Consider the following 20,019-nt stretch of genomic DNA (forward strand, 5'->3'; position numbering starts at 1 on the left):
ACCCGGCACCGAACGGATCGTCAGGCGTTCGGGTCGAACGGGATGCCGACCGGCTTGGCCTTCTCGAGGTGATTGTTGAAGTTGCCGTCCTTGAGACCGAAGACGGCGCTTCCGAAGTCGGCCTGGGTCAGCTTGTCCCGCAGACCCGCCGGGTAGCCGTTCCAGCCGACGAGCTTGGGGAACTGCCATCCGTGGTAGTGGTTCTCGGGCGGCTCGTCGTTGGAATTCGCGGGGCGGAAGCAGTGGGTGCTCACGCCGTCCTTGTGGTACACGATCTTGGGATGCGTTCCGTCCCACCGGATCTGGTCGCGGCCGTAGACGTCGAAGTTGCCGTGCGCTGACGTGGATACGTAGCGGGCCTCATTGTTCTGCACCCACACCACGACGTGTTCCCAGTCATGTCGGTGCCCGCCGAGCCCGCTGCCGGCCACGGCCTGGTCCTTCTCGAAGTAGAGCCCGTAGATGATCGCGCACCAGCCGTTGTTGCACTTGTAGCGGGCGTACCCGTTGGTGTTGTCCAGGTCCGGGGCGTCACGGCAACTTCCGTTGACCGCCCCGGTGGTGTTGAGGCCGGGGGCTATGGTCCCGTCCGGCCCGATGGCCGGTGTGGGGTAGCAGCCGTCCGTGTCGTAGTCGTAAGCGGGCTGGAACGACTGCTCCATTCCATCGGCGTTGAGGGGCAAAGCACCGGGCGGGGCGGCGTACGCGCTCCCGGAGGACGCGATGACCATGGCCAGGGCGCTGCCTACTACGAGCGACACCCTGCGGAGTCGTGCTCTGCTCTTCACTGCTGCCTCCTGGTCGACGCGTGGCGGGGGTCACGCGGCTACGATTGACATGCCCATCGCAACCATGCTGAATCCCGCGACACACGGACCGAGCACCACCTGATGTCGAGGTGATGAAGGCTCAGCCAACACACGAGGAGCGAGACGGCTCCGCAGGGGCAGCAGCCGCATCCCGCCACGCCGGCGCAGTGAGTAGCCCGGCGGGCCAGGCCGACCGCACCGGGCCCCGGCCTCCCCCAAGCCGTGCGAGGAATTCCGGGGAGCAGGCGGCACGCGGGACCGGCGTCAGGAGGGGAGCATGCAGCCCGGACGAGTCCCGTGGCTCTCACCGGGACGTCGGCGGGGCGATCTCGACCACCTCCGCATGGACGTCGGCGAGGCGATCTCGGCCGCGTCCACCCGGACACCAACGGGGCGATCTCAGCCGCGTCCACCTGGACCCGAGCGCGGCGATCCCGGTCCGCGCCAGCCAGGCCCCACCCCCGTCGACGCGGACGCGTCCGCCCCGGCGTCGACGGAGGGGTCAGCCGCGACCGGCGTCCTGCGCGGCGCGCTCCAGCCGACTGCGGTGGCTCTCCCACGACGTCTGATCGCCCGGCGGCATGCTGTCGTTCCCCTTCGCCATGCCGACGGCCCCGTCGATGAGTTCCCTGACGATGTCGGCGTGTCCGGCGTGCCGTTGGGTGTCACCGAGCACGCGCACCAGTACGTGGTGCAGCGTCACACTGCTTCGCTCCTCCGGCCACCACGGGACGCGGCCGATCGCGTCGAGAGCGAGCGTGGCGATCGTGGCGTCCGCGTGCTCCCACGCCTGGCGGTACAGCCCCACGACCTGTTCGCGGGACTCGTCCGGCGTGGCCCACATATCCGCCCCCGGCTCGGCACCCTCCCCGTACCAGGACGGCGGCTCATCGAAGAACGGGCGTCCGAACGTGTCCCCGAAGTAGCCCAGTTCCACTCCGGTGAGGTGTTTGACCAGGCCCAGCAGATTCGTGCCGGTCGGCGTCAGCGGACGACGGATGTCGTACTCGGCGAGGCCGTCGAGCTTCCACAGCAGGGCATCACGGGCGGCTTGCACGTAGTGGAGCAGGTCCGCCTTCGCCTCTGATTCGATCATGTCGGGGAGTCTCCCACCCGCCTCTGACAATCACGCCGCCGATCGCGGCCGACGGGTGGCGGGCGCGGCCGACCAGGACGCCCCAGCCCCTTGAACTAATATGTAGATCGGTCTAGTTTGGCGCCATGGGACAGAAGGGCACCGAGACACGGGACAGGCTGCTGACTGCGACGCAGGAGCTGATCGAGACCGGGGGCTATTACGGCGCCGGGCTCAACCAGGTGATCGCCGCCAGTGGCGCGCCCCGCGGTTCGCTCTACTTCCACTTCCCCGGCGGCAAGGACCAGTTGGTCGGCGAGTCCGTCCGGCGAGCCGGACAGTCGATCGAGGTCGCCCTGGGTGGCCTGGCCGACTCCGACCCGTCGGTGACCGACCTCGTCCACGGGGTGCTGCGGTACCTGGGCGACCGACTGGAGGAGTCCGGCTGGCGCAATGGATGCCCCGTGGCCACCGTCGCGCTGGAAACGGCCGCCGTCAACGATCCACTGCAGGAGGCGTGCTCCGAGGTCTACACCTCCTGGGAGGCCGCCCTGCGCGTACAACTGACGGGCAGTCCCGACGCCGAAGACCTCGCCGTCACGATCCTGGCCCTGGTGGAGGGGGCGCTCCTGCTCGCCCGGGCGCACCGCAGCAGGGAGCCACTGGATCGCGTGGCCCGCCAGGTCGGCGTCCTGTTGAGCTGATTCGGCCCGCAGAATCGCGGGCTCTTTCAGCGGTCCAAAAAATATGTAGACCGATCCATTAGGGAGTCTCATGGATGCGATTGTCTTCGGCGCCACCGGCTTCATAGGCCGCGCCCTCGTTGCGGAACTGCTCACCCGGGGTCAGCGGGTGGCCGCAGCCGTCCGTAACGACACCCTGACTCCGTGGCTGGCCACACAGGGAGTTGACACCGGCGGGCTGGAAATCGTCGCTGCCGATATCACGCGACCGCTGTCCGGACTGCCCGAGGTGCGCGACGTCTACAACACCGCCGGTCGCTTCGCCTTCGGTCTCTCCGCGCCGGAAGCCCGGGCGACCAACGTCACCGGGGCGCTCAACGTCCTCGAATGGGCCGCCGCTCTGCCCCGGTTGCGGCGGCTCGTGCACATCAGCGGCTACCGGGTGAGCGCCGCCGACGGCCGTCCCGACTACTCCGCGCTGGGAGCGTACGAGGCGTCGAAGACCGAGGGTGACCTCGCGGTGCGTGCCCGGGCCGATGAGTTGGCGGTTCCGCTGACCATCGCCAATCCCGCCACCGTGATCGGGCCCGGTCAGTACATCGGTCTGGCCGCGCTCGTCGAGAATCTGTGGAACGGGCGTCTCCCCGCCTCACCCGGCGGACCCGACACCTTCGTGCCGGTCACCACGGTCGAGTACCTCGTACGGTTTCTGGCCGAGATCCCCACATCGCCCCGGGGTGAGCACTATTGGGTGCTCGACGACTCCACTCCCCTCCTCCCCGAGCTGATCGGCACGATCGCCCGCCACACGGGCGTACGGGCACCTCGCAGGACCGTTCCCGTCGGCCTTCTGCGGCGCCTGCCGCGCAAGCTGTCCGGTGCCGATCCCGAGACGCTGTCGTTCCTGTCGGCCGACCGCTACCCGACGGCTTCCGCCCGGGCTTTCGCCGCGACCGCGGGACTCGAAATGCCACCGGCCGCCGACGCGTTGCGCGCGTGGGCCGACGAGCTGGTGGCCGCCCGCTTCGGCTCAGCGAAGCCCTGGCGCAGCCCGTACGGCTTCCACTCCGTGGCGGGCAGCAGGACCTGGGTGATCGGAGACCGGCACCGCCCTGCCCATGTCCTGCTGCACGGACTGCCGATGAACGCCGACGTCTGGGCACCGCTCGCCGCCCGTCTCCCGGGGCCGGTCCTGGCGCCCGATCTGCCGGGGCTCGGGCGCTCCGCCGCCACAGCACGGTCGGTGGATTCGTGGCTGGCCGACCTTCTGAGCCCGGTGCGTACCCGCCCGGTGCTCGTGGCGCACTCGGTTGCCTGCGGACCCGCGCTCCGCTTCGCCGTCGACCATCCGGACCGGATCAGCAGGCTCGTCCTCGTCTCGCCGTCGTTCCTGCAGGCACCCGCCCCATGGTTCGTCCGCTCGGGCCCGGCCGTCCGGATGATGCGCCGTGTGTCCGCCGCCCGGCTGGCTCGGGCACTCGGCGTGCCCGAGGGGGGTGAGGTGGAGAGCGCCGTAGCCGACCTCCGCCGCCCCGGAGTGGCGCGCAGGGCCGTCGCGGCCCTGCGCACGGACGTCACCGAACGCGGGCAGTCGCGGGCACTGTTGGACCGGGTGACCGTCCCGGTCCAGATCGTGGCGGGCTCGGCCGACCCGCTCGTCCCGGCCGTCGCATGTCCCGTGGTCGAGATCGACGGGGCAGGTCACTACCCCCAGTTGACGCACCCCTCCCAGGTTGCCCGCCACCTCGGCGCCGCTTCCGCCGCTTCCGCCGCATCCGGCGGATGACACCAGTGCCGGATGGCAGCCCCCGAGGGATCAGCCCGTGGCGGTCGGGGCAGCCGAGGCCTGGTTCCGGACCATCTCCAACAACGTGGTGTGCGTCCGCTGGTCGGCCGCGGCGATCAGTCCGCCCGCGCCGGTGTGCAGTGGTTGGCCGTGGATGCCGGTCACCACGCACCCGGCGGCTTCGCACAGGGCGATTCCGGCGGCGAAATGCACGGAGTCGCGCAGGTGGCCGTCGGTGACGTAGGCGGCTCTTCGGCCGGCGGCGACCCAGGCCACGGCCAGGGTCGTGGAGACGACGCGTGGCCGGAAGTGGTCGAGGAACCCTGGGGCGGCAATGAGACGTGCTGCGCGGAAGTCCGGTGAGTTGGGGAAGGGCGGGTCGAGGTTGACGTCGACCAGTCGGGATGCGGCCGAGGGTGCGAGTTCTTCGTCGACATCGCCCCTGCGGAGATGGGCGCGCCTGCCGTCGGTCCAGAAGACCTCACCGCTGAACGGGTCGGCGGCCGCGGCCGCGGTGATGTCCGGTCCCCAGCGCAGGGCCACGTTCACCGAGGCCAGCATGGTGCGGACGGCGTAGTTCAGCGTCCCGCACAAGGGGTCGACCAGCCATCTGCGCTCCGCTCCGTCCGCGCCGCTGTGTCCGCTCTCCTCTCCTGTCACGGCGTCATGGGCGCGGGCCGTTCTCAGGATGCCGAGGATCGCCTTCTCCGCCGCGAGGTCGGCGCCTGTGGCGAAGTCGCCGTCAGACTTCTCGAACCGCTCCAGGGATTCCCCGTACATGTCGCGGACCACGGCCGCTCCTGCCTGTGCTGCCGCCAGAGCCAGTTGCGCGTCGTCTTCCGTGTTCATGATCAGCATGCGGCAAGGGTATCCGCGGCCCTGTCGGCGCGATCGAGAAGTCGCCGGGCCCGGCAACGGCTCCGCCACGCGGAGGAGTTGCGGAGAGGCTTAGGCCTGTCCGCGCACCGTGACGCGCAGGCCGACGCGGGAAAACCCCTCCATCCGGCCCGTTGACATGGATGAGAACCCGTTGCTTGGCTGAGGACAAGCGCTTTCCGGTCGGACTTTGGAGCGTTCTGGTGGAGTTCTCGCGTCGTTCCGTCCTGTCCATGATCCCGGCGGTGACCCTGCCGGCCGTGGCTCAGACGCTCCGAGCCCGGGCGGCGGTCCCGAACGGTCCGGACGCCTCCGGCCGGACGGCGGCCGACCATGACGCTCTGGTCCGTAACACTGTTGCGATCTTCGCCGGCACCATCGAGGCCAACGCCCGCCCCGAGGTCGCACCGAAACTCGCTGCCCTGCAGGCGACGGCTCGGACCCGGCTCGCCGCGATGGACAGCGCCGGACAGGGCGAGCTCTTCGCAGGCGTCCCGCTCGGGACCAGCGACCCCAACCTGAGCCTGTCCTTCCAGTACCTGTACGAGATCGCCCTGGCCACCGCTCTTCCGGGTACCGGCGCCTCGGAGCTCCGCGACAACAGCGCGGTCCGGCGACGGGTCGTCGACGGCCTGGTCCACCTCCACGACGCGTACTACGGCGATCAGTCGAAGGGCTATTACGGCAACTGGTTCCACTGGGAGATCGGAATTCCCGCCTACGTGAGCAAGACCCTCGTCCTCCTGAGGGACGAGCTCGCGGTGTACCGGCCAGGGCTCGCCGCGACCTATGTGGCCTCCATGGACGCCTACCTCCGCAACGGCAAGGACGGCGACGTCGATCTGGACTCGCGCTTCCACACCGGTGCCAATCTCGCCGACATCACGACGAACCGGATCCTCCAGGGTGCCGTTCTCGGCGACGAGCTCCGCATAGGGAAAGCCATCGCCGACCAGCTGACCGTCTTCGCGACGATCGATCCGTACAACCCGCGGCACGGCGTCACCGACGGTTTCTACGCCGACGGTTCCTTCGTCCAGCACGGCTCCGTCGCGTACACGGGCTCGTACGGGAAGGGCCTGCTCACCCGCATCGTCCAGACGATCAAAATCCTTGACGGAACCGGCTACGTGCCCGGCGACAGCCTTGTCGGTGTCGTACAGGGCTGGGTGGCCGACGCCTTCGCCCCACTGATCTTCGAAGGCTGGATGATGGAGATCGTGAAGGGCCGCGCGGTCTCGCGGACCGGCACGGGGTACGCGGACGTCACCGCCGTCGTGGAGGCCGTCGTCGACCTCGCCGCGTACACCACAGGCAGCGACACCGAGGCACTCGAGGGCTACGTCAAGTACGTCGGACAGACCTCGAAGGCCGGCCTCGACACCGCCTCCTTCGTCTCCCCCGTCAGCATCGCCCGCTACGCCGACATCCTGAGGTCCTCGTCGCCCGCCAAGGACCTCGGTCCAGCCGCCTCCCACACCGCGTTCAACGCGATGGACAGGACTGTCCACCGGCGGCCCGGCTACGCGTTCGCCCTGGCCCGCAGTTCCGCGCGGATCAGCAAGTACGAGTACATGAGCGGCGAGAACCTGATGCCGTGGTTCCAGGGTGACGGCGCGCACTACCTCTATCTCTCCGGCCAGGATCAGCGGCAGTCGTTCGGCATCGACTACTTCACGGCCGTCTCCCCGTACCGCCTGGCCGGCGTCACCGCTCCCGTGGAGACGCGCCGCACCGTCCCCGAGCTCTACGGCACGCTCTGGTACGACAACCCCGAGCGCGGCTTCACCGCGTCGTCCGAGTCGCAGAACACCTACGTCTACTTCCCCCGCGGCAGCAACGTCTTCTCCGGCGGCGCCCGTCTCGGTCCCTACGGTGTGGCCGGTCTCGTCCAGTCCGACGATGCGGCGTACACCGCTCAGCAGGCGGGCGAACTCCCCGACGGCTTCGTCGCCTACCAGGGGGCGCGTGCCACCAAGTCGTGGTTCATGTTCGACGACGAGATAGTCGTCCTGGCCGCGGGAGTGGCCGGGCTCGCGGACCGCGCGGTGACCACCACCGTCGACAGCCGTATCGCCGCGGCCTCCGCGTCCGTCACGCTCACCGGGAGCCTCCGGGACGGGGTGCCCTGGCAGGGCACCGGGACCGCCCCGCTGGCCTGGCTTCGTTACGCCGATGCCGAACAGGGAACCGCGATCGGGTACGTCTTACTGTCCGGCCCGCGGCCGACTGTCGCACTCGGCACGGTCACCCGCAGCCGGCGCCTCGTCCGGCTGACCAATCCCGACACGCCGGTCACCAAGCAGGTCTTCACGCTCTCGTACGAGCAGGCTGCCGAAGAGCGGCCGGCCTCCATGGCGCACGTCCTCGTCCCGAACGCCTCGGCCCGCCAGTTGGCCGCCTACGCCCACGGCCCGATCTCGGTACTGGCCAACGACCTCCGCCTGCAGGCCGTCGCGCACACCCGCCTGCGCATGGTCGCCGCCAACTCCTTCGCCCCCGGCAGGCACCGTGCCGAGCGCCTCACCATCGACGGCCCGGCGTCGGTGGTTCTTCGCCGGGCTCCCGACGGCACGTGCTCGATCGCGGTGGCCGATCCCACGACGCGGCGGAGCACGGTCTCGGTCACGATTCACGGACCGGCCTTGCGGGCCCTCTCGGCCGACGACGGCGTCCGCGTGCGCCGCGTCCTCGGCGGCACCCGTCTCGACGTGACGACCCGTCAGGCCCATGGCCGCAGCTTCACGGCCACGCTGGGCCGGCGCTGACGGCGCCGTCGGGGCCCTTGCCGGCCCCGTTCGCCCGCTGCGCGACTCCCCCGCTACGACAGTGAGCCGGCGACCACGGACGCCGCCTGCGCGATCAGCCGATCGTCGTACGCCGCCCCGTCCTCGGTGCGGTTCGACATGACGGCCATGACGATCGGAGCGGCGCCCGGCGGCCACACCACGGCGATGTCGTTGCGGGTGCCGTACGTGCTGCCGGCTCCCGACTTGTCGCCGACCTCCCAGCCGTCGGGCACTCCGGCCCTGATGAGCCCGGCTCCGGTGGTGCTGGTGCGCAGCCACTCCGTGAGCTGTGCTCGTTCGTCCCTGTCCAGGACGTCACCGAGGACGAACGCGCGCAGGTCCGCGGCCAGGGCCCGAGGCGTGCTCGTATCCCGCGTCGCGCCGGGGGTCCAGTCGTTCAGCTGCGGCTCGGAGCGCTCCATCCGCGTCACGTCGTCGCCGATCTCCTGGAGTACGGCGCCCAGACCCCGGGGGCCGCCCACCTGGTCGAGCAGCAGATTGGCAGCGGTGTTGTCGCCGAAGCGGACAGCGGCGGCGCACAGGGCGTCCAGGGTCATCCCGTTCCCGACGTGCTTCGACGTCACGGGAGAGGGGGGAACCAGCTCGTCCGGGGAGTACCTGACTGTCCGTCCCATCCCGTCCAGGGAGTGCTTGCGCAGAACGGCGCCGGCGGCCAGGACCTTGAACGTGGAGGCGTAGGCGAACCGCTCTCCGTCGTTGTAGGCCACTTCACGTCCGGAGCCCGTGTCGACCGCGTAGACCCCCAGCCTCGCATCGAACTTGCGCTCGAGCTCCCTGAACTCACGGTCCGACTCCGCCGCAGCCGGGCTCGGCCCCTCCCCCGTCGCGGTGGACGAGGCCGGGGGCGCGGGCGCGGCCGGGGGCGCGTTCTGTCCGCAGGCCGCCGTAGGGACGGCCAGAAGCATGGCAAGCACACCGAATACGGCGCGTCGGGCACGGGAGCCCCGCATGGTCGAAACCTCCTGGGCACCCCTGCCGGGGGCGCGTAGGGCATGGGGCGGCATCGTCCATCCCGGTTCGCGGGCGCGGGCATCGGGTCCGCCCTCGCCCATGGACATCCTCACATTCCCGCCCGCACGGGCCGCCGGAGCAGGTAGACGGCCGCGGTCGACACCAGGAGGGCCATGCACGCGATGAACACCAGCCCCGCACCTTCCAGACCGAGGGGACCCGACAGCACTCCCACACCGATCACCGGCACCGAGATGCCCGCGTACGCCACCACGAACAGGGTCGAGATCACCGCCGCGCGCCGGTCCTCCGGAGACGCCCCGGCCACCGCGGACAGCGCCCCGCGGAATGCCAGCCCCTGCCCGACCCCGCCGACCAGCGCGCTCAGCACCACCAGGGACAACAGGTCCCATCGCAGTGCTCCCGCGAGGAGGGCCAGCCCGGCGAGGAGACCCGCGCAACCCAGTGGCAGCGATCGCGCCACGCCGACCCTGCCGACGGCCAGCTGCCCGGCGGTCGAGGCGAAGAACGCCAGCGCGACGACCAGTCCGCTCACCGCGTGGTTGCTCACGTCCAGGGATTCCGAGAGGAACGCAGGGCTGACCGACGTGAACACGCCGAAGAGCGCGAATCCGACGAACGAGGCGATCGCGGCCGGCCCGAACACCGACCGCACCTGCGGGGGCAGGCCGGGCCGCCGCGGCCGCACGGTGCTCAGCGGCCGTCGCTCCCGTACGGTCTCCCGGAGCCACACCATGATCGCGGCACAGGCGGCCAGCAGGGTGAGGTGCACGACGAACGGCAGGTACAGGGGCCAGGGCGCATACTGCGCGAGCACTCCGGCGAGCAACGGGCCGCAGCCCAGGCCGCCCATGTTGGCGGCAGTCGCCACGAACGTGGCCCGGGAGGCGCCGCCGTACGGTGCCAGCTCCATCACGTACGCCGTGGCGGCCCCGGTGAACAGGCCGGCGGACAGGCCGGACAGCAACCGCCCCGCATACAGCCAGCCCAGCCCGGTGGCACACAGGAAGCAGACGGCGCTCGCCGCCGCGAACCCCAGACCCGCGAGCAGCACCGGCCGCCGGCCCACGACGTCCGAGACGTTGCCGGCCAGCAGCAGCACACCGATGACCCCGAAGGCGTAGACGGCGTACACGACGGTCACCATCAGCTCGGAGAACCCGAACTTGTCCTGATAGAGGCCGTAGAGGGGAGTCGGCAGCGTGGTGCCTGCCATGCAGACGGCGAACACCGCCCCGCTGAGGAAACACTGGCGCCACCCTCGGCGATCACCGTCCATGCCGCCGACCGTAACCCCACGCGCGGCCCCGGACCGGCCAGGCGTGCCCGGCGTGCCACCACCGGTATGAGGTGACTGTTCATGCGTCGGGAGGCGGAGAAGTGCGGACCGAAGCGGAGAATCGCGGTTCGGGCAAGGCATTCGGAGGCAGGGTGAGGTATCCCGGAGTCATGGTCTTCCGGCAATGGCTCCAGTGGCTCAGCAGTGGTACCCGGCGGAGCAGCGCACTCCTCGTGGTCCCGTTCGCCCTCATCGCCGTCGTGACCGTGGTCGACATCATCGCTCCGCCGGAAGTGCACCTCGGTCCGTTTCTCGTTGCGGCTCCAGCACTCACCGCATCGTTCGCCGGCCCGCGCATGACGGCATTCGTCGGTGCGGTCGCCGTACTGGCACAAGCCATGGTCGCGGTGGCACGGACCAGCATCAACGACCTCAACCACACGTACCAGATCATCGCGCTGTTCCTGATCTCGGCGATCGTGACGTTCTTCGCCTATTTGCGAGAGCGTCACGCCACGGAAATGGTGCAGCTTCGTACCGTGGCCGAGGCGGCTCAGCGTGGGGTGCTGCGGCCTCCGCCCGCACGCAGCGGCCCGCTGCGTCTGGCCGCTGTGTACCTGGCTGCCGAAGCGGGTGCCCAGCTCGGGGGTGACCTCTACGCGACCGCGCGTACGGCGGAGGGAACCCGCGTGATCATCGGCGATGTCCGGGGCAAGGGGCTCGACGCCATCAACAGTGCCGCCGGCGTTCTGGGCGCCTTCCGCGCGCTGGCGCGCCAGGAGAAGGGCCTGCCCGATCTGGTGAGCCGTCTGGAGACCAGCGTGGCCGCGCACCGGATCGACGCACTGCACGAGGCCGAGGACGAGACCATTGCCGAAGCCTTCGTGACTGCGGCCGTGCTGGACATTCCCGATGGCGCCGAGGTGGTCCGCCTCGTCAGCTGCGGGCATCCGCCGCCGCTGGTCCTGCGTGCGGGGCAGGTGCGTCTGCTCGGTACGAAGGACCCGGCTCCGCCGCTCGGGCTCGGGCACTTGCTGACGACCCGGCCGACGGAGGAAGTGTTCGCCTTCCGCACCGGGGACACGCTTCTCCTGTACACGGACGGAGTCACCGAAGCCCGTGACCGTTCAGGCGAGTTCTATCCCTTGACCGAGCGGATGACCTTGCAGCGCGGGGAGAGCCCGGAGGCACTGCTGAAGCATCTGTGCGCGGACCTTCTGCGTCACGCGGGTGGCAGCCTCGGTGATGACGCGGCCCTGGTGGCGATCGAACGGCTTCCCGCGGCCGAGTGATCGGATCGATCTCCCACCGGGACCTGTGCACCGGGGGGCGAAGGCGTCGCGGCGGGGCCGGATGTGACCTCGACATCGGACGGTTCGAGTGCCAGGTGCTCGGCGGCGCACTCGACGACCGCGCGCACGGGCGCACCGCACGCGGCGTGGCGGAGGTCCAGCACCGGCCCTTCGGGGTCCACGGCGTACGTCTCGCCCCACTGCCGCAGGGCCACCAGGACGGGCCACAGTTCCCAGCCCTTCCGGGTCAGGCGGTACTCCTGCCGGGTGCGTCGGCCCGGTTCCCGGTACGGGACCGTGCGCATGATCCCGGCAGCGGTCAGTTTGCGCAGCCGGTCCGAGAGGACCGCCTCCGACAACCCCACGTGACGGTGGAAGTCGTCGAAGCGCCGTACGCCGTTGGCCGCGTCACGCAGGATCAGCAGCGTCCATTTCTCGCCGACGATGTCGAGCGTGCGCTGGACCGGGCAGTTCTCCGTACTCGTCTCCAGCCACTCCATCCGGCGATGATAGACCGCTTGACTTCATTATTGACAGTCAGCTGCGGACCTGGCTAGCTTCATCTGACATAGTCAGCGATCGAGGGGCAGCACCGTGGGGCGATCTCGCACGTACGAATGGCAGGATCCGGCCGTCACTGCAGCCGCCGTCGGCCGGGGCACCGGCCTGGAGTTCCTCCGTGACATCGCGGCCGGCCGCCTCCCCGGACCCCCGGTCGGAGCGACCGTTGACTTCGCTCTCGACGAGGTCGAGCACGGACGCGCCGTGTTCTCACTGCTCCCTGGAGAGGAGCACTACAACCCCATCGGCAGCGTGCACGGCGGCATCTTCGCCACCCTGCTCGACTCCGCGGCCGGCTGCGCCGTCCAGTCCACGCTGCCGCGCGGCACCGGATACACCTCCCTGGACCTGACCGTGAAGTTCCTGCGCCCGGTCACTGTCGAGACAGGCAGGGTCCGGGCTGTGGGCAGAGTCGTGAGCAGCGGCCGCCGCACCGCGCTCGCCGAGGCGCAGCTGTTCGACACCGCGGACCGTCTGCTCGCCCACGCGACCAGCAGTTGTCTGCTGTTCTCCGTACCTGCTGCCTGAGCAGCGTCCGCGGCGGGGCACCGGGGCCGGACGCCGGAACTCAGACCGCAGCCCACGTTCCCCGGGCCGCGATGCGACGCGCCCAGGGCTCCAGGTCCGCCGGGCCGCGGTCCAGTACCTGCTGGACGCCGTCGGCGACGTCCGCCGAGTGCCCGGCACGGTGCAGGGCGAACATGGCGCCGAGCGTGTCCGCGGCCGCCTCCGGCCAGCCTTCGGCGAGGAGTTCGGCACGGTAGGCGGCGGGTGTCAGTTCCACGTACCGGATGGCGTGGCCGGCCGCGCGGGCGATCGTCTCCGTGGCGTCGGCGAAGCTGAGTGCGCGGGGGCCGGACAGTTCGTAGACGCGGCCCCCGTGGCCATCGCGGGTGAGGACGGCTGCCGCGACGTCGGCCACGTCGTCGGCGTCGACGAACGGTTCGGGCATGTCGCCGATGGGCAGGCCCAGCCGGCCGGCGCGCAGCGGACCCAGCCAGAGGTCCTCGTCGAAGTTCTGGAAGAAGTTGTTCGGCCTGAGGACCGTCCACTCCGCCCCAGACGACCGCACCGCCGACTCCGCCGTCAGCATGCCCGCGCCGAAGCCGCCGCTCGTCTCCTTGTCGATGCCGTGGCCGGACAGGGCGACGAAGCGGCGTACGCCCGCGGCGGCGGCCTGCGTCACGAACGGCCGCACCGGGCCCGGGTCGTCGGGCGCCACGAGGTAGACGGCCTCCGCCCCCGCCAGTACGGGCTCCCAGGTTTCGGGCAGGGTCCAGTCGAACCTGACCTCGCCGGTACGGGAGGCCGCCCGCACCCGTCCGGTACCCGCCTCGCGCAGACGGGCCGCGACACGGCGGCCGGTCTTGCCGGTGGCCCCGAGTACGAGGATGTCGGCGGGAACGGTGTGCGTGCCGGCTGCGGAACCCTGCGATCGATGCGCCTTCTTCGTCTGTGTCATGGGCCCAGTCCATCGCGGCTGCGGCGGCCGGACCATGGCTGCCGGTCCGCCGTCCATAGGCGATCGTCCGCGGCGGTGCGGCGGGCTGCATATCGTTGCGCCATGGACGTGTTCGACGAGTTGTTGCGGAGTGTGCGGGGCCGGGGGGCGGTGTTCGGCCGGTCGATGCTGTGGCCACCGTGGTCGCTGCGGTTCACCGACGGGGCGTATCTGACCTTCTGTGTGCCGATGCGGGGTGCCGGGTGGATCGTGCCGGAGGGCGGTGAGCCGCGGCATGTGGGACTCGGTGAGGCCGCGATCGTCCGGGGCCCGGCGCCTTTCACCTTCACCGACGACATCACCAGGGAACCGGGAGCGGGCGCACGGGAGGTGCGCTGGAGCGACGGTTCGGGAGGCGACCAGGACGCGGATCACGAACTCAGCGGGCCCACCGTCCTGTTGGCTGCCGCCTATGACGTGCAGGCCCAGGTGCCGCAACGGCTGCTCCGGGTCCTGCCCCCGGCTCTCGTCGTACCGGAGGGCCAAGACTGCACGGCGATGCGGGACTACTTGGAGGCGCAGATAACCGGGGCGCGTCCGGGCCGTCAGATCGTGCTCGACCGGTTGCTGGACTGGCTGCTGGTGTGCACGCTCCGGGACTGGTTCGACCGCCCGGAGGCCGAGCCACCGGGGTGGTACCAGGCACTCGGGGACGAGGTGGCGGGTCCCGCGCTGCAGGCGATTCACGAGGACCCGGCGCACCCCTGGACGACGGCGGGCCTGGCGGCCCGGTCCGGAGTTTCGCGCACGACACTGGCCAAACGGTTCACCGAGCTCGTCGGGGAGGCCCCGGTCGCGTATCTGACGGAGTGGCGGATGACCCTGGCCGCCGATCTGCTGAACCGCCCCGAGCTGACCGTGGCGGCGATCGCCCGCCGGGTCGGGTACGCGGACGCGTTCGGTTTCAGCGCGGCGTTCAAGCGGCTTCGGGGCGAGAGCCCGAGCACGTACCGCCAGGAGGCTGCCTCGCGCACACCGGCCCGGGCAGCCGCCCCGACAGCCTGAACGCGCGGGAGGCGTACGGGCATCGGCCTACCCGTACGCCCCACTCAGCCGCTACGACTCAGCGCCAGGCCCCTTCGGCTGCCGCGTCCCGGACGAAGTCGGCGAAGTCACGCGGTGCCCGGCCGAGCGCCCGCCGCACCCCGTCGGACACCTGGGCCTCCCTGCCCGTACGGATCGGCAACAGCGCATCGGCCCAGAGCGCGGCCTCGGCCTCCGGCGTTCCCCGGGCCACGAGCCCGGCCCTGAACGCGGCATCGTCCACCTGGACGTACGAGGCACGCCGCCCGGTCGCCCTCGCGATCTCGTCGAGCACCTCGGCGAGGCCGAGCGCCCGGGGCCCCGAGAGCTCGTACACCTCGCCCGTGTGGCCGTCCTCGGTGAGCGCGGCGACAGCCACCGCCGCGATGTCGTCCGCGTCGACGAACGCGGCGGCTCCGTCCCCGACGGGCAGCGCGAGTTCACCGCCCGTCACGCCGTCGAGGAAGACCCCTTCGCTGAAGTTCTGGGCGAACCAGCCGGGCCGCAGGATGGTCCAGTCCGCTCCGGAGGCCCGGACGGCCGCCTCGCTCTCCATGTGCGGCCCTTCGCCTTCGTAGGCGTCGCCGAAGTAGCCGGGCACGTCGACGCCCCGGGCGGAGAGCAGCACCAGGCGCTCCACCCCGCTCGCCACTGCCTGCTCGACCAGGGCAGGTGTCGGGGAGGGCGAGGTGTCCAGCGGAACGATGTAGGCGGCGGTGACCCCTTCCAGGGCGGCCTTCCAGGTGTTCGGGTCCGCCCAGTCGAATCGGGTCTCCCCGGACCGCGAGGCCGCGCGTGTCCGTACGCCCTGTTCGCGGAGGCGGGCCACGACCCTGCGGCCGGTCTTGCCGGTACCACCGGTCACGAGCACTTCGACGGACGTCTTCTCGTCTTTCTGTGTCATGACGCAAGCGTGTCCCGGTGGGCCCCGAGCTGCCATGGCTCAGCGTCCGGAACGGCTGTCCATGCGTCCGGACTCCGGACCGGGCGCAGCGGAATAGGGGCGTCGGCCCGTACCGGCACACCACGGACAGCCGTCCGCGTGACGGTGACGGCGGACATCTCCGTCATCTGGTTCTGTAGAGGGGAGCTCGCGACGGGCGGAGCTCGCACCGATACGTCCGGTGCCCAAGAGAGAGTGGTGCGCGATGAGGTTGGTGCTGCAGGAGTTCCTGTCGCTGGACGGCGTCTACCAGGGCCCGGGATCGCCGGACGAGGACACCAGCGACGGGTTCACCCGGGGCGGCTGGTTCGTGCCGCACATGGACGAAGAGTTCGAACGGCAGGCCGGCACCTGGCTCGACGCTGCGGACGCGTTCCTGTTCGGCCGCCGCACCTACCTGAACTTCGCCCGGGACTGGCCTCGGATGACCGAGCACCCGTTCGCCGGCATCTTGAACAGCCTGCCGAAGTACGTCGCCTCCCACAGCCTGGCCGAGGCCGGGTGGGACCCGACCACGATCCTGTCCGGCGACATCCCTGCCCAGGTCGCCGAGCTGAAGGCGCAGTCAGGCCGCGAGCTGCAGATCCACGGCAGCGGCCGGCTGGGCCAGTCCCTGCTGGCCGCGGGGCTGGTCGACGAACTGCGTCTCGCCATCGCCCCGGTGGTCGTGGGCACGGGCCGCCGCCTGTTCCCGGACGGCGGCGCCCCGGCAGGCCTGCGACTCCTGAAGTGTCGGACGACACCGGGCGGACTGGCGATCCATGTGTACGAATCGACAGGACTGCCGGAGTACGGGACGTACGGGGCCGACGCGTAGGCGTCGCGGGCCGGCGGAGAGCTCAGAGCACGACGCGGAAGTGCGTGGTCAGCCGTGCCTGGTCGTCGAGGACGTGGAAGGCGAGTCCGGGCGGCTGCTCGCGGTCCGCGGGGGCGCTTCCCTCCCAGGGCATGCGCAGGGTCCAGGTGACAGCCGGTCCGACAATCAGCGGCAGTCCGGCGAAGGTCGAGGCGGCCGCGGTGTGGGCATGGCCGGTGAGAACGGCGGCGACCCGCGGGTGGCGGCCGAGGAGGTCGGCCAGGTCCCCCGGCTGTTCGAGCTTGCCGGAGTCGGGGAGCGGGTGATGGAGGTCGACCGGCGGCTGGTGGAAGGCGATCAGCGCCGGGGTCCCCTGCGGCAGGGCGTCGAGCGTGGCGTCGATCCAGGCCAGCGTCCGGTCGTCGAGGCGCCCCTCGTCACGGCCCGGGATGGTGGAGTCGCACATCAGGATCGCGGTGCCGGTGATGTGGTGGACCTCGTTGACGGGGCCGGTCTCGGGCGCCTCGCCCAACAGGGCCTTGCGGTAGGCGGGGCGCACGTCGTGGTTGCCGGGGCAGGTCAGCACCGGGAAGGAGGCGGCCAGGATGCCTTTCGCCTCCTCGTACTCGGCCTCCTCGCCGTGATCGGCGATGTCCCCGGTGACCAGGACGGCGTCGACCGGGTGCGGCAGGGCGCGCAGGTGGTCCATGACGCGAGCGGCACGTCGGGTCGCCCTCTCGGTGCCGTCCAGGTGCAGGTCGCTGATGTGGGCCAGCAGCGTCATCGCTCCTCCTCCTTCTTCTCGGTGGCGTTCAGGGGCAGCCGGCCTGCGCCGGGAGTGGGCCGCCACTTCAGCCTCTAACGGAAAATCTCGTTTTACCGTTAGGTACTCTAGGGGTGCGATGAGATGTGCTCAAGTGGCTGACGACCGGTCACCGGACAGGAAGGGAAGGCCCCATGGAGCGCTGGCTTGCGTTGGAACTGGCGAGCACGATTCGCCACGACGGGGACGGCGGCGTCACGGACGACCTCTCCACGGTCCGGGAGACAGACCTCTGGATTCGCCGTCAGGGCGAACTGCTCGGCGACTCGGCCCGGCCCGGCGAACTCGTGGTCGACGAGAACCTCAGGCTCGCGGTCATCGAGCTGCGGCGGGCGGTCAGGGCCCTGTTCGCCCGCGTGGTCAGTCCCGCTCCTCCCAGCCCCGCGGACGCCCACCGGCTGATGCCTGCCGACCGGGCCATCGCCCACCTCAACACGGTCGCCGCCCGGGAACCGGTCACTGTGCAGCTCGACTGGCCACTCGAAGGAGCCCCCACCGCCCGGCTGTTGTCGTCGCAGGACGACCCGTCCGTCCGGCTTGTGGCACAACTCGCCCGTGCCGCCGTCGACTTCCTGAGCGGCCCCTGGCGCGCGGAGCTCCGGGCCTGTACCGCGCCCCGTTGCGTGCGCTACTTCGTCAAGAGCCACGGGCGGCAGGAGTGGTGCAAGCCGTCCTGCGGGAACCGTGCCCGCGCGGCACGCCATTACAGGCGCGGGCGCACCGACGGCGAGGCCGGTCCCGCGCTTCGCTAGGGCTCCCCCGTCGGAAGCAGCTCATACCTCGGTCGGCACGCAGAGCACCGGTACGGTCGACAGGTGCAGGAGCTTGTGCGGGGTCGAGCCGAGCAGGGCGCCTCGCATGGGGCTCTCGCCCCAGCTGCCGACGACGATGACCCGCGCCCCGTGGCGTGAGGCGGCGTCGATCAGCGCCTGGGCCGGGTTCTTGTCGATGACCTCGACGGCGGCCGGTACACCGGCCTCGTCGGCGGCCTCCACGGCATGTTCCAGTCCGGTACGCCCCGCCTGGCGGATGGCTTCGTAGTGGGACCTGTACTCCTCGCCGGCCGGGCCGGGAGGCGCCGCTCCGTAGACCAGGACGAGTCGCTCGCCGAACGCCGCGGCCACCTCGATCGCGATGCGCAGAGCGCGCGCGGCACCGGGTGACTCGTCGTACCCGAGGACCACCGACATCAGGACTCCTTACCGTGCACGAGGTCCGGGTCGACCACACTCCGCCGCTCGGTCCAGAAGGTGGCCGACCTGAGACGCCACACCACCATGATCACCACACCCAGCACGCTGATGCCGATGCCGATGACGAGCGGCGGGCCGAGCCCGAACCACGAGGTTCCGGTGTAGGAGTTCTCCGGGTCCGCCATGTCGATCACCGACCGTACGAGCAGCCAGGTCAGCAGCCCTGCGCCGATCAGCGGGCCGAGGCCGATGAGGACGAGGTTGCGGAGGCTCTCGGTCAGGTGGCGGCGGTAGTAGATCACACAGGCCACACCCGTGAGGGCGTAGTAGAAGGCGATCAGCAGGGACAGGGCCGTCAGTGAGTCGAAGAGGGCGTTCTCGCTGATCCGGTTGACGATGAGGTACCAGGCGATGGCGATGCCTGCCACCCACCAGGTGCTCACGTCGGGGGTGCGGAACCGGGGGTGGATACGCGCGAACTGTGCCGGCAGCGCGTGGCGCCGGGCCATCGACAGCGCTGTGCGCGATGCGGGGATGATGGTGGTCTGGGTCGAGGCCAGCGCGGACGTGGCGACCGCGAGCAGCACGATCCAGTCCCAGCTACCCATCACCTCACCGGCGAGGAGGGCGAAGATGAACTCCTCCTCGTCCGCGTTGTCGGCGAGGTATGCCGTGCCGGCGAAGCCGACGACCGCGAAGCCCACGGACAGGTACGTCACCAGCAGAATGACGGTGGACCAGACACCCGCCTTGCCGGGAGCGGTGGCGGAGTCCTCGACTTCTTCGGTGAGGTTGACGGCCGACTCCCAGCCCCAGTAGATGAACACGCCCAGGAGCAGCCCGCCTGTGAGCGCCGCGCCGCCCGCCCCGAAGGGGTTGAGCCATTCGACCGAGGGTTTGACGGAATCGAAATCGGTCGTACCCGCGTAGACGCGGTAGAGCGCCACGATCACGAAGACCAGCAGGAAGGCCACCTGCGCCAGGATGAGAACGTTCTGGACCTTGGCCGAGATTTCTGTGCCGATGACGCACAGACCCGTCATGACCAGGATCAGGAGCACGGTGAGAAGCTGGCGCACGAAGTCGTTCTCGACCCAGCTGTCGAGGCCGACGGCCATCAGGGTGAAGCTGACGGCGACGTCCGCCAGCGACCCGACCACCAGTACACCGGTCATCGCGATGGCCCAGCCGCCGAGCCACCCGGTCCACGGCCCCATCGCGCGTGTCACCCACGAGAACGTGGTGCCGCAGTCCTGGTCCACCTTGTTGAGGTAGTAGAACGCCGAGGCGATCAACAGCATGGGCACGAAGGAGGCGAAGAGCACTCCGGGGGCGTAGATGCCGACCAGTGCCACGATCGGTCCGATGACGGCCGCCACGGAGTAGGCCGGGGAGGTGGCGTTCAATCCGATGACCAGCGCGTCGACGAAGCCGATCGCGTTCGGCTTCAAGGTCGCCTGCGGTGCTGGTGGTCCGGCCAGTTCCTCTGCCATGCTCCCTCGCTCCGTAACGGCCTGAAGAGAAGGGCGAATAAGCCCCCTTCATGCTATTTGCGGGTATTCGGGTGCGCCTCCCGGGCAGGGCAGGACACCGCCGT

At 70.5% G+C, this 20,019-nt stretch carries 18 protein-coding genes and 1 pseudogene; 8 read left to right on the top strand and 11 right to left on the bottom strand.

The window, feature by feature from the left end:
* Window positions 1-20: 20 nt before the first annotated feature.
* Both ACFQ6X_RS25470 and ACFQ6X_RS25475 read right to left on the bottom strand, forming a co-directional pair.
* Window positions 21-731, bottom strand: coding sequence for an NPP1 family protein (locus ACFQ6X_RS25470; RefSeq protein WP_383184750.1), 711 nt, complete (start codon window positions 729-731; stop codon window positions 21-23).
* 580 nt (window positions 732-1,311) lie between these two features.
* The gene (locus tag ACFQ6X_RS25475; RefSeq protein WP_383184678.1) at window positions 1,312-1,905 is read right to left on the bottom strand and encodes a DinB family protein; all 594 of its coding nucleotides are present in this window, start codon (window positions 1,903-1,905) and stop codon (window positions 1,312-1,314) included.
* A 125-nt stretch (window positions 1,906-2,030) separates the two neighbouring features.
* Between ACFQ6X_RS25475 and ACFQ6X_RS25480 the strand changes: the two genes are divergently transcribed.
* Both ACFQ6X_RS25480 and ACFQ6X_RS25485 read left to right on the top strand, forming a co-directional pair.
* A complete protein-coding gene (locus tag ACFQ6X_RS25480) occupies window positions 2,031-2,588 on the top strand; it encodes a TetR/AcrR family transcriptional regulator (protein WP_383184679.1) in 558 nt (185 codons plus the stop codon).
* A gap of 70 nt (window positions 2,589-2,658) precedes the next feature.
* Window positions 2,659-4,353 carry an alpha/beta fold hydrolase gene (locus tag ACFQ6X_RS25485; protein ID WP_383184680.1) on the top strand — a complete coding sequence of 565 codons (1,695 nt, stop codon included), beginning with the start codon at window positions 2,659-2,661 and terminating at the stop codon, window positions 4,351-4,353.
* A 30-nt stretch (window positions 4,354-4,383) separates the two neighbouring features.
* Here the strand turns inward: ACFQ6X_RS25485 and ACFQ6X_RS25490 are convergent, their stop codons facing one another.
* A complete protein-coding gene (locus ACFQ6X_RS25490; RefSeq protein ID WP_383184681.1) occupies window positions 4,384-5,211 on the bottom strand; it encodes an inositol monophosphatase family protein in 828 nt (275 codons plus the stop codon).
* Between the two features lie 221 nt (window positions 5,212-5,432).
* Here ACFQ6X_RS25490 and ACFQ6X_RS25495 point away from each other — a divergent pair, with 221 nt between their 5' ends.
* Window positions 5,433-7,997, top strand: a complete 2,565-nt coding sequence (locus ACFQ6X_RS25495; protein ID WP_383184751.1) for a polysaccharide lyase family 8 super-sandwich domain-containing protein — start codon at window positions 5,433-5,435, stop codon at window positions 7,995-7,997.
* 53 nt (window positions 7,998-8,050) lie between these two features.
* On the opposite strand, the gene bla is transcribed toward ACFQ6X_RS25495, so the two are convergent.
* Both bla and ACFQ6X_RS25505 read right to left on the bottom strand, forming a co-directional pair.
* Window positions 8,051-8,989, bottom strand: a complete 939-nt coding sequence (gene bla / locus ACFQ6X_RS25500; RefSeq protein WP_383184682.1) for a class A beta-lactamase — start codon at window positions 8,987-8,989, stop codon at window positions 8,051-8,053.
* A gap of 110 nt (window positions 8,990-9,099) precedes the next feature.
* On the bottom strand, window positions 9,100-10,290 hold the full coding sequence (locus ACFQ6X_RS25505; protein WP_383184683.1) for an MFS transporter: 1,191 nt from the start codon (window positions 10,288-10,290) through the stop codon (window positions 9,100-9,102).
* A gap of 170 nt (window positions 10,291-10,460) precedes the next feature.
* On the opposite strand from ACFQ6X_RS25505, the gene ACFQ6X_RS25510 reads away from it, so the two are divergent.
* The gene (locus ACFQ6X_RS25510; RefSeq protein WP_383184752.1) at window positions 10,461-11,582 is read left to right on the top strand and encodes a PP2C family protein-serine/threonine phosphatase; all 1,122 of its coding nucleotides are present in this window, start codon (window positions 10,461-10,463) and stop codon (window positions 11,580-11,582) included.
* Window positions 11,583-11,623: 41 nt separating this feature from the next.
* Here the strand turns inward: ACFQ6X_RS25510 and ACFQ6X_RS25515 are convergent.
* Window positions 11,624-12,082: pseudogene (locus ACFQ6X_RS25515) on the bottom strand (winged helix-turn-helix transcriptional regulator); the annotation flags it as partial.
* A gap of 94 nt (window positions 12,083-12,176) precedes the next feature.
* Between ACFQ6X_RS25515 and ACFQ6X_RS25520 the strand changes: the two are divergent.
* Window positions 12,177-12,671, top strand: a complete 495-nt coding sequence (locus ACFQ6X_RS25520) for a PaaI family thioesterase (RefSeq protein WP_383184684.1) — start codon at window positions 12,177-12,179, stop codon at window positions 12,669-12,671.
* 40 nt (window positions 12,672-12,711) lie between these two features.
* Here ACFQ6X_RS25520 and ACFQ6X_RS25525 read toward each other — a convergent pair whose 3' ends face one another.
* On the bottom strand, window positions 12,712-13,605 hold the full coding sequence (locus ACFQ6X_RS25525; protein WP_383184685.1) for an NAD(P)H-binding protein: 894 nt from the start codon (window positions 13,603-13,605) through the stop codon (window positions 12,712-12,714).
* A 102-nt stretch (window positions 13,606-13,707) separates the two neighbouring features.
* Here ACFQ6X_RS25525 and ACFQ6X_RS25530 point away from each other — a divergent pair, with 102 nt between their 5' ends.
* Window positions 13,708-14,649 (top strand): AraC family transcriptional regulator, encoded by a 942-nt coding sequence (locus ACFQ6X_RS25530; protein ID WP_383184686.1) that lies wholly within the window; start codon window positions 13,708-13,710, stop codon window positions 14,647-14,649.
* A gap of 58 nt (window positions 14,650-14,707) precedes the next feature.
* On the opposite strand, the gene ACFQ6X_RS25535 is transcribed toward ACFQ6X_RS25530, so the two are convergent.
* Window positions 14,708-15,571, bottom strand: coding sequence for an NAD(P)H-binding protein (locus tag ACFQ6X_RS25535; RefSeq protein ID WP_383184687.1), 864 nt, complete (start codon window positions 15,569-15,571; stop codon window positions 14,708-14,710).
* 244 nt (window positions 15,572-15,815) lie between these two features.
* Here ACFQ6X_RS25535 and ACFQ6X_RS25540 point away from each other — a divergent pair, with 244 nt between their 5' ends.
* A complete protein-coding gene (locus ACFQ6X_RS25540) occupies window positions 15,816-16,427 on the top strand; it encodes a dihydrofolate reductase family protein (protein WP_383184689.1) in 612 nt (203 codons plus the stop codon).
* A 22-nt stretch (window positions 16,428-16,449) separates the two neighbouring features.
* Here the strand turns inward: ACFQ6X_RS25540 and ACFQ6X_RS25545 are convergent, their stop codons facing one another.
* Complete coding sequence (locus ACFQ6X_RS25545) at window positions 16,450-17,190, bottom strand: phosphodiesterase (RefSeq protein ID WP_383184690.1); 741 nt, start codon at window positions 17,188-17,190, stop codon at window positions 16,450-16,452.
* 173 nt (window positions 17,191-17,363) lie between these two features.
* Here ACFQ6X_RS25545 and ACFQ6X_RS25550 point away from each other — a divergent pair, with 173 nt between their 5' ends.
* Window positions 17,364-17,981: a CGNR zinc finger domain-containing protein gene (locus ACFQ6X_RS25550; protein ID WP_383184692.1), complete on the top strand. Its 618-nt coding sequence runs from the start codon at window positions 17,364-17,366 to the stop codon at window positions 17,979-17,981.
* Window positions 17,982-18,002: 21 nt separating this feature from the next.
* On the opposite strand, the gene ACFQ6X_RS25555 is transcribed toward ACFQ6X_RS25550, so the two are convergent.
* Complete coding sequence (locus ACFQ6X_RS25555) at window positions 18,003-18,419, bottom strand: universal stress protein (protein WP_351168179.1); 417 nt, start codon at window positions 18,417-18,419, stop codon at window positions 18,003-18,005.
* Complete coding sequence (locus ACFQ6X_RS25560) at window positions 18,419-19,915, bottom strand: APC family permease (protein WP_383184693.1); 1,497 nt, start codon at window positions 19,913-19,915, stop codon at window positions 18,419-18,421. The genes ACFQ6X_RS25555 and ACFQ6X_RS25560 overlap by 1 nt, the downstream gene beginning before the upstream one ends.
* Window positions 19,916-20,019 lie beyond the last annotated feature (104 nt).

This window comes from Streptomyces sp. NPDC056452 (assembly GCF_042796085.1).
Lineage (GTDB): Bacteria > Actinomycetota > Actinomycetes > Streptomycetales > Streptomycetaceae > Streptomyces.